The 16774-nt window shown below is 42.1% G+C and carries 15 protein-coding genes and 1 pseudogene; 15 read left to right on the top strand and 1 reads right to left on the bottom strand.

Annotation, left to right across the window (positions count from 1 at the left end; translation table 11 throughout):
• The 15 genes from AC058W_RS11950 to AC058W_RS11880 all read left to right on the top strand — a co-directional run.
• Positions 1–1282: peptide chain release factor 3 (locus tag AC058W_RS11950; protein WP_479390110.1), on the top strand; the 1282-nt coding region annotated here is incomplete at its 5' end.
• A 68-nt stretch (positions 1283–1350) separates the two neighbouring features.
• Positions 1351–1737, top strand: coding sequence for an Asp23/Gls24 family envelope stress response protein (locus AC058W_RS11945; RefSeq protein ID WP_117677124.1), 387 nt, complete (start codon positions 1351–1353; stop codon positions 1735–1737).
• Positions 1738–1801: 64 nt separating this feature from the next.
• The gene (nusB, locus tag AC058W_RS11940) at positions 1802–2224 is read left to right on the top strand and encodes a transcription antitermination factor NusB (protein WP_117677123.1); all 423 of its coding nucleotides are present in this window, start codon (positions 1802–1804) and stop codon (positions 2222–2224) included.
• On the top strand, positions 2221–3441 hold the full coding sequence (xseA, locus tag AC058W_RS11935; protein WP_117677122.1) for an exodeoxyribonuclease VII large subunit: 1221 nt from the start codon (positions 2221–2223) through the stop codon (positions 3439–3441). The genes nusB and xseA overlap by 4 nt, the downstream gene beginning before the upstream one ends.
• Positions 3428–3667, top strand: coding sequence for an exodeoxyribonuclease VII small subunit (gene xseB / locus AC058W_RS11930; RefSeq protein ID WP_117845716.1), 240 nt, complete (start codon positions 3428–3430; stop codon positions 3665–3667). The genes xseA and xseB overlap by 14 nt, the downstream gene beginning before the upstream one ends.
• Complete coding sequence (locus tag AC058W_RS11925) at positions 3651–4538, top strand: polyprenyl synthetase family protein (RefSeq protein WP_117845718.1); 888 nt, start codon at positions 3651–3653, stop codon at positions 4536–4538. Before xseB ends, AC058W_RS11925 begins: the two co-directional genes overlap by 17 nt.
• Positions 4539–4551: 13 nt before the next feature.
• Entirely contained in the window at positions 4552–6423 is a 1872-nt protein-coding gene (gene dxs, locus AC058W_RS11920) for a 1-deoxy-D-xylulose-5-phosphate synthase (protein WP_178414109.1), read from the top strand.
• Positions 6420–7232, top strand: coding sequence for a TlyA family RNA methyltransferase (locus AC058W_RS11915; protein WP_117677119.1), 813 nt, complete (start codon positions 6420–6422; stop codon positions 7230–7232). The genes dxs and AC058W_RS11915 overlap by 4 nt, the downstream gene beginning before the upstream one ends.
• 20 nt (positions 7233–7252) lie before the next feature.
• Positions 7253–8113, top strand: a complete 861-nt coding sequence (locus tag AC058W_RS11910) for an NAD(+)/NADH kinase (protein WP_117845719.1) — start codon at positions 7253–7255, stop codon at positions 8111–8113.
• An 18-nt stretch (positions 8114–8131) separates the two neighbouring features.
• Positions 8132–8590, top strand: coding sequence for an arginine repressor (argR, locus tag AC058W_RS11905; protein WP_117677117.1), 459 nt, complete (start codon positions 8132–8134; stop codon positions 8588–8590).
• A 32-nt stretch (positions 8591–8622) separates the two neighbouring features.
• Positions 8623–10314, top strand: coding sequence for a DNA repair protein RecN (gene recN / locus AC058W_RS11900; protein WP_117845721.1), 1692 nt, complete (start codon positions 8623–8625; stop codon positions 10312–10314).
• Between the two features lie 83 nt (positions 10315–10397).
• Complete coding sequence (gene spoIVB, locus AC058W_RS11895; protein ID WP_243009932.1) at positions 10398–11609, top strand: SpoIVB peptidase; 1212 nt, start codon at positions 10398–10400, stop codon at positions 11607–11609.
• A gap of 95 nt (positions 11610–11704) precedes the next feature.
• Positions 11705–12106 (top strand): aldo/keto reductase, encoded by a 402-nt coding sequence (locus tag AC058W_RS11890; RefSeq protein ID WP_479390111.1) that lies wholly within the window; start codon positions 11705–11707, stop codon positions 12104–12106.
• 173 nt (positions 12107–12279) lie between these two features.
• Positions 12280–12525, top strand: a complete 246-nt coding sequence (locus AC058W_RS11885) for a hypothetical protein (protein WP_242986881.1) — start codon at positions 12280–12282, stop codon at positions 12523–12525.
• 317 nt (positions 12526–12842) lie between these two features.
• Positions 12843–16241 (top strand): hemoblobin-interacting domain-containing protein, encoded by a 3399-nt coding sequence (locus AC058W_RS11880; protein WP_118590736.1) that lies wholly within the window; start codon positions 12843–12845, stop codon positions 16239–16241.
• A gap of 53 nt (positions 16242–16294) precedes the next feature.
• Here AC058W_RS11880 and AC058W_RS11875 read toward each other — a convergent pair.
• Positions 16295–16774, bottom strand: a pseudogene (locus AC058W_RS11875) (IS1634 family transposase); the annotation flags it as partial.

The following is a 16774-nucleotide window of genomic DNA, read 5'->3' as shown; positions in this document are numbered from 1 at the left end:
GGCAGACTCTGCTGTCATGGTAATTGATGGTTCTAAAGGTGTCGAGGCGCAGACAAGAAAATTATTCAAAGTTTGTGTTATGCGTCATATCCCGATTTTTACATTCATTAATAAAATGGACCGTGATGCAAACGACACATTTGATCTTCTGGACGAAATTGAGAAAGAGCTTGGAATCGCAACATGCCCGATCAACTGGCCAATCGGTTCCGGTAAGAAATTCCGCGGTGTCTATGACCGTAACACCGAGAAAATCCTTACTTTCTCTGATACACAGAAAGGAACTAAGGAGGGTGTCATCGAAGAAATTCCGTTAAATGACAGCCGTGCAGATGAGATTATGGATCCGGAACAGAAAGCACAGCTTCTGGATGAAATTGAGCTTCTGGACGGAGCAAGCGCAGATTTTGACCAGGAGCTGGTAAGCAAGGGGAAATTAACTCCTGTATTCTTTGGTTCTGCTTTGACAAACTTTGGTGTGGAAACGTTCCTGGAGCATTTCCTCAACATGACTACTTCACCGCTTCCGAGAATGTCTGATGCCGGAGAGATTGATCCTATGGATGATAATTTCTCAGCATTTGTATTTAAGATTCAGGCCAATATGAACAAAGCGCACAGAGACAGAATCGCATTTATGAGAATCTGTTCCGGTAAATTTGATGCTTCCCAGGAAGTATATCATGTACAGGGGGACAAAAAAATGCGTCTGCTTCAGCCGCAGCAGATGATGGCTGAGTCACGTCATGTAGTAGATGAGGCATATGCGGGAGATATTATCGGTGTATTCGATCCGGGCATCTTTTCTATCGGTGATACGATCTGTGCACCGGGTAAGAAATTTGCGTTTGAGGGAATCCCGACATTCGCACCGGAACATTTTGCAAGAGTCCGTCAGATCGACACCATGAAGAGAAAGCAGTTTGTAAAGGGAATCAATCAGATTGCACAGGAAGGTGCAATACAGATTTTCCAGGAGTTTAATACAGGTATGGAAGAGATTATCGTAGGCGTTGTAGGTGTCCTGCAGTTTGATGTTCTGAAATATCGTCTGGAAAATGAATATAATGTAGATATCCGTCTGGAGACACTTCCATATGAACATATCCGCTGGATCGCAAATAAAGAAGAGGTAAAAGTGGACAAGATCGTTGGAACTTCTGATATGAAGAAAGTTACCGATCTTAAGGGAAATCCTCTGCTTCTTTTCGTAAATTCCTGGAGCGTGGGTATGACAGAAGACAGAAATCCGGGCTTAATATTAACGGAATTCAGCAAATAACCCTTTTCATTTATCTGCCGATTTGGTATAATGGACAAAGATTAAGAGATTCCTTAGGAGGTTTTTCAATGGCAGAGAAGAGAACAACATATAAAATACAGGATTTAGGCGGCATTGGTGAAGTTCAGATCGCAGACGAAGTGGTTGCTATCATTGCCGGACTTGCTGCTACAGAAGTGGATGGAGTTGCTTCCATGGCAGGCAATATTACAAATGAACTGGTAAGCAAGCTTGGAATGAAGAATCTTTCCAAGGGTGTTAAGGTTACTGTACTCGAAGGAGTAGTAACAGTAGACCTGAACCTGAATATCGAATATGGCAGAAATATTCTTGAGACAAGTAAGAAAGTCCAGGAGAAAGTAAAATCATCCATAGAGAATATGACAGGCCTTGAGGTTGCAGATGTCAACATTCATATTGCCAGTGTAGATATGGAGAACGAAAAAGGAAAGTAACCCTTTCCTTTTTTGTGTACTTAAGAAGATAATAGAAAGGAAAGCTGTTTATACAGCGGGAATTATGCGAAGAAGAGAGCAGAGAGAACATATTTTTAAATTACTGTTCATGACAGAATTTAATTCAGAGGAAGAGATGAGTGAACAGCTTTCGCTTTATTTTGATACTCTGGAGGAGCTTTCAGGGAAAGATCAGGAGTATATGAGCCAGAAATATCGTCATGTACTTGAGAAATTAGATGAGATCGATGTATTGTTAAATGAGACAAGCAGGGGATGGAAGACTAAGCGAATGAGTCGTGTTGACCTTACTGCTCTGCGTCTGGCAGTGTATGAGCTGAAATATGACAAGGATGTACCTACAGGAGTTGCCATTAACGAGGCAGTAGAACTTGCCAAACGTTTCGGTGGTGAGACATCAGGTTCCTTTGTAAATGGTATCCTTGGCAAGATCGCCAACAGTGAAAGCGAAGAGAAAACAGAATGAGAAATGCATATTCTGTAGGACAGGTAAACCGTTACATTAAGAATATGTTTACCCAGGATTATTTACTGCAGAAGATTTATGTAAAAGGAGAAGTGTCCAATTGTAAATACCATACAAGTGGACACATCTATTTTTCCCTGAAAGATGAGACAGGCACATTAAACTGTGTAATGTTTGCCGGACACAGACGGGGACTCGCATTTGCCATGAAAAATGGCGACAAGGTAATCGTAGGCGGAAGTGTAGACGTATATGAACGCGACGGACGCTATCAGATGTATGCAAAAGAGATTACCCTTGAAGGTGCCGGAGCTTTATATGAGAGATATCTTGCGTTGAAGCAGGAGCTCGAAGATATGGGGATGTTTGCACAGGAGTATAAGCAGCCCATTCCCAGATTTATCAAACGTCTAGGTGTGGTAACTGCACCGACAGGTGCGGCTGTTCAGGATATCCGCAATATTTCCTATCGAAGAAATCCCTATCTCCAGATTATTTTGTATCCGGCTCTTGTGCAGGGTGCAGGGGCAGCAGAGAGTATTGTCAGAGGAATTGAGATGCTTGATGTGGCAGATGTAGATGTGATTATCATCGGAAGAGGCGGCGGTTCTATCGAAGATCTGTGGGCCTTTAACGAAGAAATTGTAGCCCGGGCAATTTTTGAATGCCGTACTCCGATCATATCTGCAGTAGGTCATGAGACTGATTTTACGATCGCTGATTTTGTTGCGGACCTGCGTGCGCCGACACCGTCTGCTGCAGCAGAACTTGCAGTGGATGATTACAGGAGTGTTGTTGAGGCGGTGAGCCTTTACAGACAGCGGATTTACCGTGCAATGAGCAACAGGGTAGATCTGTATAGAAGCAAAGTTGAACATTTTCAGACGAAATTCGGTTATCTGAGCCCTGAGAATCGACTGCGTGAGCAGAGACAGCGCCTAGCTGATCTGGAGAATGCGATTCAGAATACAATGGAGAGGAAACTTCAGGAGGACAGGCACAGACTGTCTATTTATCTGGAACGTTTTACAGGGTTTTCTCCATTAAAGAAACTGAATCAGGGATATTCTTATGTAACAGATAAGACGAAAAAAACACTGACAAGTGTAGAACAGGTACAAAATGGGGATACCATTTATATATCTGTGACAGATGGTACAATAGAAGCACAGGTTGAGAGTACAGTAAAGGAGGAGAGGATCCATGGCGAAGAATGAGAACAGTGAACAGTTACAGGAGGAGAAGCCTCTGGAGGAGATGTTTACAGAGCTTGATCTGCTGGCTGGGAAACTGGAGGATCGCGAGACATCACTGGAGGATTCTTTCAGCCTGTACAGACAGGGTATGGAACTTTTGAAACTATGCAGTGAGAAGCTGGATACAGTGGAGAAGAAGATGCTGCAGCTCAATGAGGATGGTACGTTTAGTGAATTTTCAAGATGAATTAAAGAGAAGAACGGATGAAATAGAAGAAATGTTCCGTAGCTTTCTGCCAGCGGAAGAGGGATTTGCCAGAACAATGGCACAGGCGATGAATTACAGCATGCTGGCCGGAGGAAAGCGCCTGCGTCCGATGCTGATACAGGAGACATATCGTTTATTTGGCGGCACAGAGAAAGTTGCAGAGCCATTTATGGCGGGAATGGAGATGATCCATACCCATTCGCTGATCCATGATGACCTTCCTGCGCTGGATAATGATGATTACAGGCGAGGCAGGCTGACAACGCATAAGGTTTATGGAGAAGCTATGGGAGTCTTAAGCGGAGTTGCTTTGCTTAATTATGCATATGAAACGATGTTACAGGCATTTTCACTTACAGAAGACCAGGACAGAGTGATCTGTGCATTGAAAGTGATGGCAGAGAAAACCGGTATTCATGGAATGCTCGGCGGCCAGAGCGTGGATGTAGAGAACGACGGAAAACCTCTTGAAAAAGAGATGCTGGATTACATCTACAGAAATAAGACCTCTGCACTGATTGAAGCATCTATGATGACAGGAGCGATTCTTGCAGGGGCAGATGAGCAGCAGGTAGCTGTGGTAGAAGAGGCTGCCGGAAATATCGGTCTTGCTTTCCAGATTCAGGATGACATTCTGGATGTGACCAGCACAGATGAAGAGCTTGGAAAACCTGTGCACAGTGATGAGAAGAATAATAAAGTTACTTATGTGACACTTTTTGGGATAGAAGAGGCTTCCAGACAGGTAGAACTGCTTTCAGAAAAAGCAATAAAACTGCTGAAAAGCCTGAATAAAAATAATGAATTTCTGTATTTGTTAATTGAAAAATTGATAAACCGCAGAAAATAAAGGAAGGATACAAATGATTCTGGAAAAAATCAAGAAACCCAATGATATCCATAAAATACCGTTGGCCGATTTTGAGCCTCTGGCAGAGGAAATCAGAGACTTTTTAATCCAGTCTGTAAGCCGGACAGGGGGACATCTTGCTTCTAACCTGGGAGTGGTGGAACTGACGCTGGCTCTTCACAATGTATTGGATTTTCCGGAAGATAAACTGATCTGGGATGTAGGACATCAGGCATATACGCACAAGATTCTTACCGGAAGAAAAGATGAATTTAAGAATCTCCGTCAGGAGGGTGGCTTAAGTGGATTTCCGAAGAGAAGTGAGAGTGACTGCGACGCATATGATGCAGGCCACAGTTCCAATTCGATTTCAGCAGGTCTTGGATATGTGCGGGCCAGAGATATTCTGGGTCAGAAACATCATGTGGTTTCTGTGATCGGAGATGGTGCCCTTACCGGAGGAATGGCGTATGAAGCATTAAATAACGCGGCGGAATTAAAGACGAATTTTATCATTATCATTAATGATAACAATATGTCGATTTCCAGAAATGTGGGAGGAATGTCTACTTATCTGAGTGCCCTGAGGACTGCGGAAGCTTACACAGGGATGAAGATGGGAGTGACAAAGACGTTGAAGAAAGTTCCGAAAGTCGGCACCGCACTGGTAGATACCATGCGAAAGACCAAAAGCAGCATCAAACAGCTTTTTATTCCGGGAATGCTGTTCGAGAATATGGGACTGACATATCTTGGACCGGTTGACGGTCATAATATGCGTCAGATGATGAAGCTGTTTAATGAGGCGAAACGAGTGGAAGGACCTGTTGTTGTCCATGTTCTTACAAAGAAAGGAAAAGGATATGGTCCTGCAAGCGCTCATCCGGACAGATTTCATGGAACCGGACCATTTGATATTCATACAGGCCATCCGCTTCAGAAGAAATCTGTACCGGGTTATACAGATGTTTTTTCTAAAGCACTGGTTTCTTTGGGAGAGAAGAATAAGAAACTGACAGCTATTACAGCTGCGATGCCGGACGGAACCGGACTTATAGAGTTTTCCAGACGTTTTCCGGATCGTTTTTTTGATGTGGGAATTGCAGAAGAACATGCAGTGAGTTTTGCAGCAGGACTGGCTCTTGGCGGACTGGTTCCTGTAGTCGCGATTTATTCATCTTTTCTCCAGCGGGCGGTAGATCAGATATTGCATGACGTATGTATGCAGAATCTTCATGTGATTTTTGCTATTGACAGAGCAGGACTGGTAGGAGCAGATGGAGAGACACATCAGGGGTGCTTTGATCTGTCTTATCTGTCTATGATGCCGAATATGACAGTTCTTGCACCGAAGAATGACAAAGAGCTGGAAGAAATGCTTGCATTTGCAGTGGATTGTGACGGACCGGTTGCCATTCGATATCCACGTGGAAGCGCATATCAGGGTCTGCAGGAACATCAGGCACCTGTGGAACATGGTAAGAGCGAAGTTATTCACAGAGGAAAGAAAATCGCAGTACTGGGAGTAGGAAGCATGATTCCATCCTGCCTGGAAGTCTGTAAGGGACTGAAAGAAGACGGTTTTGATCCTACTTTTGTAAATGTCAGGTTTGTCAAACCGTTAGATGTGAAGCTGCTTGATGAGCTTGCAAAAGATCACAGCCTGTTTGCAACCGTAGAAGAAAACGTAAAAAGTGGCGGATACGGAGAGCATGTATCTGCTTATATGGAAGCCTGTCATCCTGAGGTGAGAGTATTATCTGCATCTGTGTGGGATCGTTTTGTGCCACAGGGAAATGTAGACAGCCTGCGTGCAAGAATTGGTCTTGGTGTAGCTGATATCAGACAGGCAATAGAGGATAGTGAGGAATTAAAAAGACAATGAAGAAACGTTTAGATATGCTTATGATGGAACGTGCCCTTGCGCCGTCACGTGAGAAAGCAAAGGCATACATCATGGCAGGAGATGTATATGTAGATGGTCAGAAAGAGGATAAGGCAGGGACAATGTTTCCGGAGACAGTAAAGATTGAAGTCAGAGGAAATACTCTTCCGTATGTAAGCCGCGGTGGACTGAAGCTTGAGAAAGCGATGAAGAATTTTGATGTGACATTAGACGGTAAAGTCTGTATGGATGTCGGTGCTTCTACCGGTGGATTTACGGACTGTATGCTTCAGAATGGCGCTGTAAAAGTATATTCGATCGATGTCGGATATGGACAGCTTGACTGGAAACTGCGTAATGATCCGAGAGTAGTCTGTATGGAGAAAACGAATATCCGTTACGTAGTGTCGGAAGATTTAGAGGGACCGGCAGATTTTTCATCTATTGATGTTTCCTTTATCTCTCTTACAAAAGTTCTGCTTCCTGTAAGAAATCTTCTTACAGATGAGGGCGAGATCGTATGCCTGATTAAACCACAGTTTGAAGCCGGAAGAGAGAAAGTCGGTAAGAAAGGTGTGGTAAGAGATCCTGCTGTTCATCAGGAGGTTATTGAGAAAGTGCGCGATTATGCCATGAGTATTTTCATGGAACCATGTCATCTTTCTTTTTCGCCGATCAAAGGACCGGAGGGGAATATCGAATATCTTCTTCATCTTAAGAAGCATCCGGAAGGAACGGAGGTTACAGACAGTCTGGAAGTATCTGTGGAGGACGTGGTTGCCCAGGCACATGGAGCATTAGATAAATAAGACTGGATCAGGAAGAAACTATGGACAGGTTTTATATCATTACAAACAGTGACAAAGATTCAAATCTTGCGATCACAGGAAAAATTACAGAATATCTGAAGGCACATGGCAGAAGCTGTGAAGTACAGCAGGCCGAAAGAAAGCATGAAGGGGCTTATCATTATACAGATCCGTCAAAGATTCCGGATGATACACAGTGTATCATCGTTCTGGGTGGAGACGGTACACTTCTTCAGGCGGCCAGAGATGTGGTGCACAAAGAGATTCCGCTTCTTGGTATCAATCTGGGGCATCTCGGATTTCTTGCAGAGGTAGATCAGACATCTTTATACAGTTCACTTGATCAGCTGATGGCAGATGATTATGAAGTGGAAGAACGAATGATGCTGGAAGGAAGAGTATACAGGGGAAAAGAACTCATCGGGGATGACATTGCCCTGAATGATATTGTGATCGGCAGAGACGGACATCTTCGCGTGGTGCGTTTTAAGAATTACGTAAATGATGTATATCTTAATTCCTATAATGCAGATGGAATCATTATTTCCACGCCGACCGGATCTACGGGATATAGTCTGTCAGCAGGCGGCCCTATCGTATCACCGAATGCGGCGATGACAATTATGACTCCGATAGCACCTCATACGCTGAATATGAGAAGCATTATTTTTCCTGCACAGGATGTAATCACTGTGGAGATAGGAAAAGGAAGACACTGTGACTGCGAAAAGGGAATCGCATCTTTTGACGGAGATACATTTATTCCCATGGTTACCGGTGATTGCATACAGATTCGTCAGGCGGATGTAAAGACAAAGATTCTGAAGCTGAATCATTTAAGCTTCGTGGAAGTGCTGCGCCGGAAGATGAGAGACAGCTGATTAGCAGGAGGAAATAACGTGAAGGTTGCAAGACATGAGAAAATTATTGAACTGATTCATCAGTATGATATTGATACACAGGAGGAACTGGCATCCAGACTTAATGAGGCAGGATTTAAGGTAACACAGGCGACTGTTTCCAGAGATATCCGTGCCCTTAAACTGACAAAAGTAGCAGGAAAAGACGGAAAATCCCGCTATGCGATCATTAATAATGAATCAGGCAGTCTTGGAGCAAAATATACAAGAGTACTGGAAGATACCCTGCTTTCTATTGATGTGGGACAAAATATCATTGTGATAAAGACCGTTTCCGGAATGGCAATGGGCGTGGCAGCAGCACTGGATGCCCTGAAATGGCCGGAAATATTGGGTTGTATTGCAGGTGATGATACCATTATGTGCGCTGCAAAGAATGCAGACATGGCACTGGGAGCAGCAGAGAAATTAAGAAGCTTTGTAAGGCTGAATCAATGACAACAACGAGACTAGTTTGGAGGCAATTATAAATGTTAGCTCATCTGCATGTAAAGAATCTTGCACTGATAGAAGAAATAGAAGTTGAATTCGGACCGGGATTAAACATTCTGACTGGTGAGACCGGAGCGGGTAAATCGATTCTGTTGGGATCAATGCAGCTGATCCTCGGGGCAAAGACTTCTAAAAATATGATAAGAGAAAATGCACCTTATGCGTTAGTGGAGCTGCTTTTTCAGATAGAGAATGAAAAAGCAAAAGAAGCATTAAAAGAGCTGGATATTTATCCGGAGGATGGTCAGGTACTTCTTTCCAGAAAAATCATGGATGGAAGAAGTATCAATAAAATTAACGGTGAGACAAGTACAGTCGGTCAGATGAAAGCTGCGGCAGCTTGTCTGTTAGATATTCATGGACAGCATGAACACCAGTCTCTGTTGTATCAGGATAAGCAGCTTGCAATTCTGGATGCGTATGGAAAGAACCGGGTTCTTCCTGTAAAAGATAAAGTATCTCAGGCCTATAAAGAGTACAGTAAATGCAAAACAGAACTGAATTCCATGAATATGGATGAAGAACAGAGAAACCGGGAGCTTGCTTTTCTGGAATTTGAGATCAAAGAGATTGAGAAGGCGAATCTTCAGCCGGATGAGGATGAGGAACTGGAGCGCCAGTACAGGAAAATGAGTAATGCAAAACTAATCGTGGATTCATTACAGCTAGTACATAATCTTACAGGATATGAGAGCAAAGAAGGCGCCGGTGAGACGGTAGGTGAGGCTTTGAAGGAGTTTTCACATGTAACCCAGTACGATTCAGAGCTTGCACCTATGGCAGAAACACTGACTTCTGTGGATGGTCTGCTGAATGATTTTAACAGAGAACTGTCCGCATATCTGGATGATATGACCTTTGATGAGGGAGAATTTTATGAGACAGAAAGGCGTCTGGATTTAATCAATGGGCTGAAGGCAAAATATGGACGTACGATCGAAGATATATTCTCCTATCGTAAACTTCAAGAAGAAAAACTGGAAAAATTACGTAAATATGAGGAAAATTTACAGGAATTGAAGAACCATCTCAAAGAACTAAAAGATGTTCTTGAAGAAAGATCGGATGAATTATCCCGAATCCGTAAAGAATATAGTAAACAGCTGGAAGAAAAGATTATTCAGGGACTGAAAGATTTAAACTTCCTGGATGTGAATTTTGCCATTGATTTCCAACAGAAGAAAAATTATACAGATAACGGAACCGATGATATTCAGTATCTGATTTCCACAAACCCTGGTGAGAGTCTGAAACCATTGGGCCAGATTGTATCCGGTGGTGAGTTATCACGAATCATGCTTGCACTGAAAGCAATCCTTGCCGACAGAGATCAGATAGAAACTCTGATCTTCGATGAGATAGACACTGGTATCAGTGGAAGAACTGCGCAGAAGGTATCAGAGAAGATGGCAGTGATCGGTCAGCATCATCAGGTGCTCTGTATCACGCATCTGCCACAGATCGCGGCTATGGCTGACAGTCATTTTGAAATTGAGAAACATCTGCAGGGAACGGAAACGATCACCCAGATTCATGTACTCGAGGAAGATGATTCCATCCGGGAACTGGCAAGACTCTTAGGTGGTGCAGAAATCACATCTGCGGTTTTTGAGAATGCAAAAGAAATGAAAGAATTGGCACAGAAACAAAAAAATACAAGATTCAAATAAAATAATTGACCATATACTAAGAGAGGATAATCCTATAACAGATTGTTCTCTCTTATTTTTTTACGGAAAGGATGTGCGCAGGAATGAACAGAAGAAAAAAATACAGATTCTTTGTTATATGTTGTCTGGCATTGGATCTGCTGGCAATATTCTGGCTTGGATATAAGTATCTGGACAGAAAAATTCCGGACGAGATCCAGATATCCAGGGACAGTGGTGAGAGTACTGAAGATGTAACGGAAGTTCTCTCGGCACCATTGGTCACATTTGAAAAAGCGGTTACAGTCTCGCAGGATGGAGGATATATCCTGCCCTGCAGGCTGTTAGGGTATATTCCATTTAAAGAAGTAAAAGTGACACCGGTAGATGAGCAGGAAATCTATGTCAGCGGAAGTACGATAGGAATTTACATGGAGACAGAAGGTGTGCTGGTGATCGACACCGGAGAGATAGAGGATCAGAACGGTGAAATGAAAGAACCGGCGAAGAATCTGGTCAGACAGGGAGATTATATTGTTTCATTTAACGGCGAGAAAATTTCTACGAAGAGAGAGCTGATTAATGATATCGCCGGACTGGATGGGGAAGAAGTTACGCTGGAAGTGAAACGGGAAGGTGAGAGTGTGCCTGTTTCAGTAACGCCGGTAAAGGACACAAAAGGAGACTATAAGCTTGGAATCTGGGTCCGGGATGATACGCAGGGAATCGGAACACTTACTTATGTAGATCAGAATGGAAGATATGGGGCACTGGGACATGGAATCAGTGATATAGACACGGCACAGCTTCTGAATATCAGAAACGGAGCGCTGTATAAAGCCCAGATTCTTGCAATCAATAAAGGAAGCAAGGGAAATCCGGGTGAACTGGCAGGCTTTATCCGCTATGATGACAGGAATATTCTGGGAAGTATTGAGATAAACAGTAAGAACGGAATCTATGGACAGTTTTACAAAGGTGCGGAAGATGGAATCACATTGAAAAAAATGCCGGTGGCATATAAGCAGGATGTGAAAACAGGAGAAGCTTCCGTTTTATGTAACGTCGATGGAGAAGTCAGAGAATATCAGGCAGAGATTAAAAGAATCGATCTGAACCATGAGGATACCAATAAAAGCTTTGTGATACAGATAACGGATGAAAAACTGCTGGAGAAAACCGGAGGAATCGTGCAGGGACTCAGCGGAAGTCCTGTGCTGCAAAACGGCAAAATGGTCGGGGCCATCACCCATGTCTTTGTGCAGGATTCTACGAGTGGGTATGGGATCTTTATTGAAAATATGTTGGGGAAATAGCTTCCCACTGTTTTAGAGTGTGTTTGGAAAACAATATGAAACATGAGCATATTATATTGACTGAATATCATAGCATATTTTATACTCACTAATGAATTATAGCATGGTGCAAAGAATATGGCATAAGCTTTTGGGCATGGGCAGTTCTGGAAGAGGGGATGCGTGTTGATCCACGTATCAAAACGGGAAAGTCTATAATGAAGATCATATTTGATCGAAAAAAGAGAACGCTGCATCCTCTTTATGTATTGATGAACAAAATAGGAAAATCTCATCAGTTGACAATTCCACAGGTAGCCATTGCTTATTGTAGTAATAAAGGAGTTGTACCGATATGTGGATGCAGACGGCTGCAACAGGTAAAGGAACTAAGTCAGGCTGTAAATACAATTCTTACAGAAGAAGAGATAAGGCGTCTGGAAAAGATGGCTGATAAACTTGATGTACATATTCTTGGTTCTGATATGTTCAGGTTTATAACAAGGAAAAATAAATAACAGGTGTGTGAAAAAATCTCCGTCCATATAATACAGACGGAGATTTTTTATTTATATTATAGGAAATTACGCCGTAATGTTCCTATAATATAAAAAAGCCCTCCGGGCAGGATCGCACTGCGGCGAAGAGGAATTACAGTGAGATAACCTTTAAACCCGGAAAACTCCCTGAATTGCATCTGAGACTGGAATGTGATGAAGCCGGGAAATTCAGGGTCTATGAGGATTCTGTTCTTTTGGATGAAAAAGAATATGACAGACAACGGATTGAGAATCTTGCGGATACAATGGGGCTTCAGATAGAAAGAAACAAAATTACTTTAGACAGCAGCGAAAAAGAGATAGAAGATGATATTTTCAGACTGATAGCAGGATGTTACCTGATTTATTTCCTGCATTATTTTATGGAATTGCCATAATTGCTCTATTCTGTCTTATTTTGCTGTGAAATGAGAAAAAATTGTCAACAGGATACTGCTTGATTTATGAGATACTTTCTCAACAGTGGCACGATAATTTTCTTGCATTTTTATACAGATTAGTATACACTAACCAACAGAGTTAACCGAAGTAAACTATTGTGCGATTTGTTCATTTAAACTTCTATTGAAGAACTGAGATGAATCGGAGGATTTTATCCGCTTCATCTGAAATGAGATGATGCACAGATAGCTTCAAGTCAGGGACGAAATGTTTTTTGCCCCTGATATCATATTACAGGAGGAGAAAGAAACAGATGAAGAAAAGAATGGCAATTCTGATGTCTATGGCAATTGCGGCAAATATGATTGCTTCTGTACCGGTATGTGCAACAGACATATTTACAGATTCAATGACTACGGATTCAGCGACCACACAGGAGGCAGATGATGATTCCTTTAGTGATGGATCGGGAACACCGGATTTTGCGGATGAGCAGGACAATGTACAGGCAGCTCAGGATGAGGGAACGCAAAATGCAACAGAACCGCCGGATGTGACGGCAGAATATAACAGCGGATGGAGTCCAACATATAAAATAAAAGGACAATTTGGTATTGACTATTTTAATGGTACTCTACAAATATCTGTAAGAAGCAATAATTCAACTGCAAATTTAACAAAAGCATCATCTTCTTTCTTTTTAAAAAAGGGAGAGTATTATATGCATTCAACGGATCAGTATATTCAATTTTCGACGGATTCTTTTGAAGTAAACGATCAGATTGTAATCACCAGTACCGGATACAAGGATCTTACTTTAAAGGTAACAGGAATCGGAAATAACTGGGCTGTTGAAAAAGTAACTTCACAGACTGAACCTGAACAGACCAAAGATGCACCAACATTTGTGGGAGATCAAGTGGAAATTTCATATACAGACTACAAGATCATTAAACCAGCTGATGAAAATACTGATTCTGATTACATCAGTAAAATCACAGAAATATCTGTAGATGGGACAAAATGGGATAAAACAAATTCTGCAGCAGCATTATTTGGCAGAAATGCATATTATCCAGACAGCAGTGAGAATCGTGTTGTATTTGATTCAACTGTACTTCACACTGGAAATGTCATTACAATAAAAAGTGATGGATATAAAGAACTTTATCTTAAGGTAAATGCAGAGGGAAATGCCTTCACAGTTGTTGCAACTGATTCCGATAAAACTAATATTAACGGTGCATCCAACGGAGTGAACACTCTTCATGTCAGATTAAAAGGATACTTCGAAAGCGCTGTTACAGGGCAGAAGAAATACGATGCAGTTTCAGGTGCATCCACTTCTGTTTCATCCAACAAAAACAGTAATGTAGTTGTGGAAGCGGCAGATCTTCCGGATGGGAAGGAACCTGTTGAAGATGACTGGAAGGAGTTAACAAAAACAAGTGTAAAAATTGACACAAAGAATACAAAGGTAAACATTGACAGTAAAAGTGGAATGGCAGGGATGTATTCCACATATGACAGTTCTCTGTCTCTCAGCGGAACTCCTGCTGAAATAGGTACATATCCTGTCAGCGTTACATTGACCGATGAGTCAGGGCGTACAGTAACAAGTAATGAGCTTACTTTCAAGGTTTACAGTACTAATGAAAAACTGGCAGATCATCTGAAGCTTGCCAATGCAACCGAGACTGCAGACGGAAAATATATGTATGATATGGATCCATGGTTAATTCCTGATTTTAATGATACAGATGATATTGTAATAGTCCCGGCAAAGATTAAAGCCTGGTATGGCTCTCATACCAGCGGTACGTATGGAGAACTGGGATGTGCTGTTTCAGAGGGAGAAGCTACAACTCAGACATTGATCATACCGGATGGATGTAACCTTACAATGGTCAATATGAAGGTTCTCAGCAGTGTGAAGGTAAAAGTAGAAAATGGCGGAACATTGAATCTGAGAGATTCTTCCATATATGGACAGATTGAAGTAGAAAATGGTGGAACAATATCTGTCAACCACGATGATTATAGCGGAAAATTCCTGACAGGTACTTCTGTTAATGGACAGCTGATTCTGAATGATGGAGCGACCATAAAGAATTCTATGATCTACTCCAACACTAATTTCCTTACTGATGGAACACAGGCACGTCACAATACATCACCTGTTGTTGTGACAAATGGAAATGTAAAGGTAGAAGGAAAAGTATATATCAAAGGTGATGAAGCTGCCACAGGAACAGATCCTGCCACAGGAAAAAGCTACAGCGGACAGCCGGCCCTGAAAGTCAGCAGCGGGACACTTACTATTGGCGAGGGCAGCCAGCTTGCAGCATACGGTGGAGGAAACATAGCAACTACTTCAGTTGGCGGTGCAGCGGTGATTCTTGACAACGGAAAGATTTCCGGAGCAGGAACGTTGATTGCTGTTGCAGGACGAGGAGATGGTGATAACGGTGGTAATGCAGTTGAGGGCACCGGAAATGTAGAAACAGCAAAAGCATATCTGGAAGGAGGTTCTGCTTATTTATTTATGAACAAAAATGCGGAACCAGGCAAAGCGTATACTGAATCTGTCACTATATCTCCTTCTACAAAAGGAACAGCAGTAAATGGTAAAAAAATAACTTCCAACAGTGAATCTGCTCCGAATACATATTGGAGTGACATTACAAAAACACCGGATGATAAAATTCAGAACTGTACCATATCAGACACTACAATCATACAGACCGTAAATCCGACACCATCGGTAAAACCATCACCATCGGTAAATCCGACACCATCGGTAAATCCATCACCATCGGTAAATCCATCAGTAACGCCAGCACCAACTGTTACTCCGATACCGGATACTTACCCGGAGGGGACTGAGAAAGATAAGAATGGAAATCTCGTTACACCAAAAGGAATCGTGATCAGTTCAGATGGAACTGTAACACTTCCGGATGGCACGAAGCTGACACCTGATGCAGATGGTAAAAAGCCAACTGTAAATAAAGATGAAACTGTAACAGATACAAAAGGAAATATTTACAGTACAGACGGAAGTATCACAGATTCAGACGGAAATTATACCAGACCTGCAAAAGCAGTTATAAAGAATGTATCTGTTTCCAAAAACTCTGTAAAAATGGTGCTGAATGAAGAGTGTAAGGGTGCTCTTAACTATGATTATGTAATCGGCACCTCTGAGGATATGCTTAAAACAAGACAGTATACAAAGGTCCTGAAAAATCAGGAAGACCTGAAGTCTGCATTTGCATATATGGATAAGGGAACCTGGTATGTAGCGTGTCACGCATGGCTTAAGGGTGAAGATGGCAAAAAAGTATTTGGACAGTGGTCTGAGATCCATAAAGTAGATGTGAGTGCCATTACGCCACAGACACCTGTGATCAGTAAGGTAACTGTTAAAGGCTCCACAGTGACGGTAAAATATACGAAGAGCAAAAACGCTCAGGGCTATGATGTAGTTCTCAGTGATACCCTTACCAGAACTAACGGACAGAAACGTCCTGCTGTTTCCAGAGAGAATTATTATGTAAAAAAGATAAAAGGAAATACGGTAACTGTTACATTTAAGAACGTTAAATCAGGCATTTATTATATTGGTTTACATGCATGGAACCGTACTTCTGAGGATAACTCAAAAACATTCAGCGAATGGTCAAATGTCAGAAAAGTTAAAATGAAATAAAAAATTGTGAATAATGGTTGAATAAATCAGAGGGGATACCGGCAATGCACATTATACATTGCAGTATCCCCTCTGATTTGTTTGGAATGTTGCGGAGATTTTGCTTCCAGCATCGCTTGTGCACGTTCTATCTGTTTGCTGCGGATGGATTTCTGGTAAAGGGCATATTTAGGGGAATAAGTAATGATCAAACGCTGCTGTAACTTTTTAGTGGTATATGGTTCGTCTTTGTAATAAAGTCCTTTGTCGTCTTCGGGCAGTTTTGAGATATCAACAGGTTTATCATCAGATACCCTTTTGAATCCCTGCGGGCTTAAAGCCCATTCTTTCTCTTCTTTTTTCAGCTTTTTAATAGACTGGGTCACAATATAGGCCCGTTCCCCCATATGGTTATATTCCCTGATAGATTCGGATCCCAGACCTGCATCGCTGCAGTAAATAAATTTCTGACATTCAAAATCTTCGAGGATCTGTTGCTCTAATGGTTTCAGCGATGTCTGTTCGTTTGAATGACCGCGCGTCGCATTCTCGTT

The sequence above is a fragment of the Blautia sp. CGZ-1-C1 genome (genome assembly GCF_056504575.1).
Note: the sequence above shows the minus strand (reverse complement) of the source record. Positions and strands in the feature narration are given on the sequence as shown.

Coding starts and splice junctions, on each gene's coding strand:
- dxs (WP_178414109.1), top strand. CDS start 4,552: ATGATTCTGGAAAAAATCAAGAAACCCAATGATATCCATAAAATACCG.
- xseB (WP_117845716.1), top strand. CDS start 3,428: ATGGCGAAGAATGAGAACAGTGAACAGTTACAGGAGGAGAAGCCTCTG.
- AC058W_RS11880 (WP_118590736.1), top strand. CDS start 12,843: ATGAAGAAAAGAATGGCAATTCTGATGTCTATGGCAATTGCGGCAAAT.
- recN (WP_117845721.1), top strand. CDS start 8,623: ATGTTAGCTCATCTGCATGTAAAGAATCTTGCACTGATAGAAGAAATA.
- nusB (WP_117677123.1), top strand. CDS start 1,802: ATGCGAAGAAGAGAGCAGAGAGAACATATTTTTAAATTACTGTTCATG.
- spoIVB (WP_243009932.1), top strand. CDS start 10,398: ATGAACAGAAGAAAAAAATACAGATTCTTTGTTATATGTTGTCTGGCA.
- AC058W_RS11910 (WP_117845719.1), top strand. CDS start 7,253: ATGGACAGGTTTTATATCATTACAAACAGTGACAAAGATTCAAATCTT.
- AC058W_RS11915 (WP_117677119.1), top strand. CDS start 6,420: ATGAAGAAACGTTTAGATATGCTTATGATGGAACGTGCCCTTGCGCCG.
- AC058W_RS11945 (WP_117677124.1), top strand. CDS start 1,351: ATGGCAGAGAAGAGAACAACATATAAAATACAGGATTTAGGCGGCATT.
- xseA (WP_117677122.1), top strand. CDS start 2,221: ATGAGAAATGCATATTCTGTAGGACAGGTAAACCGTTACATTAAGAAT.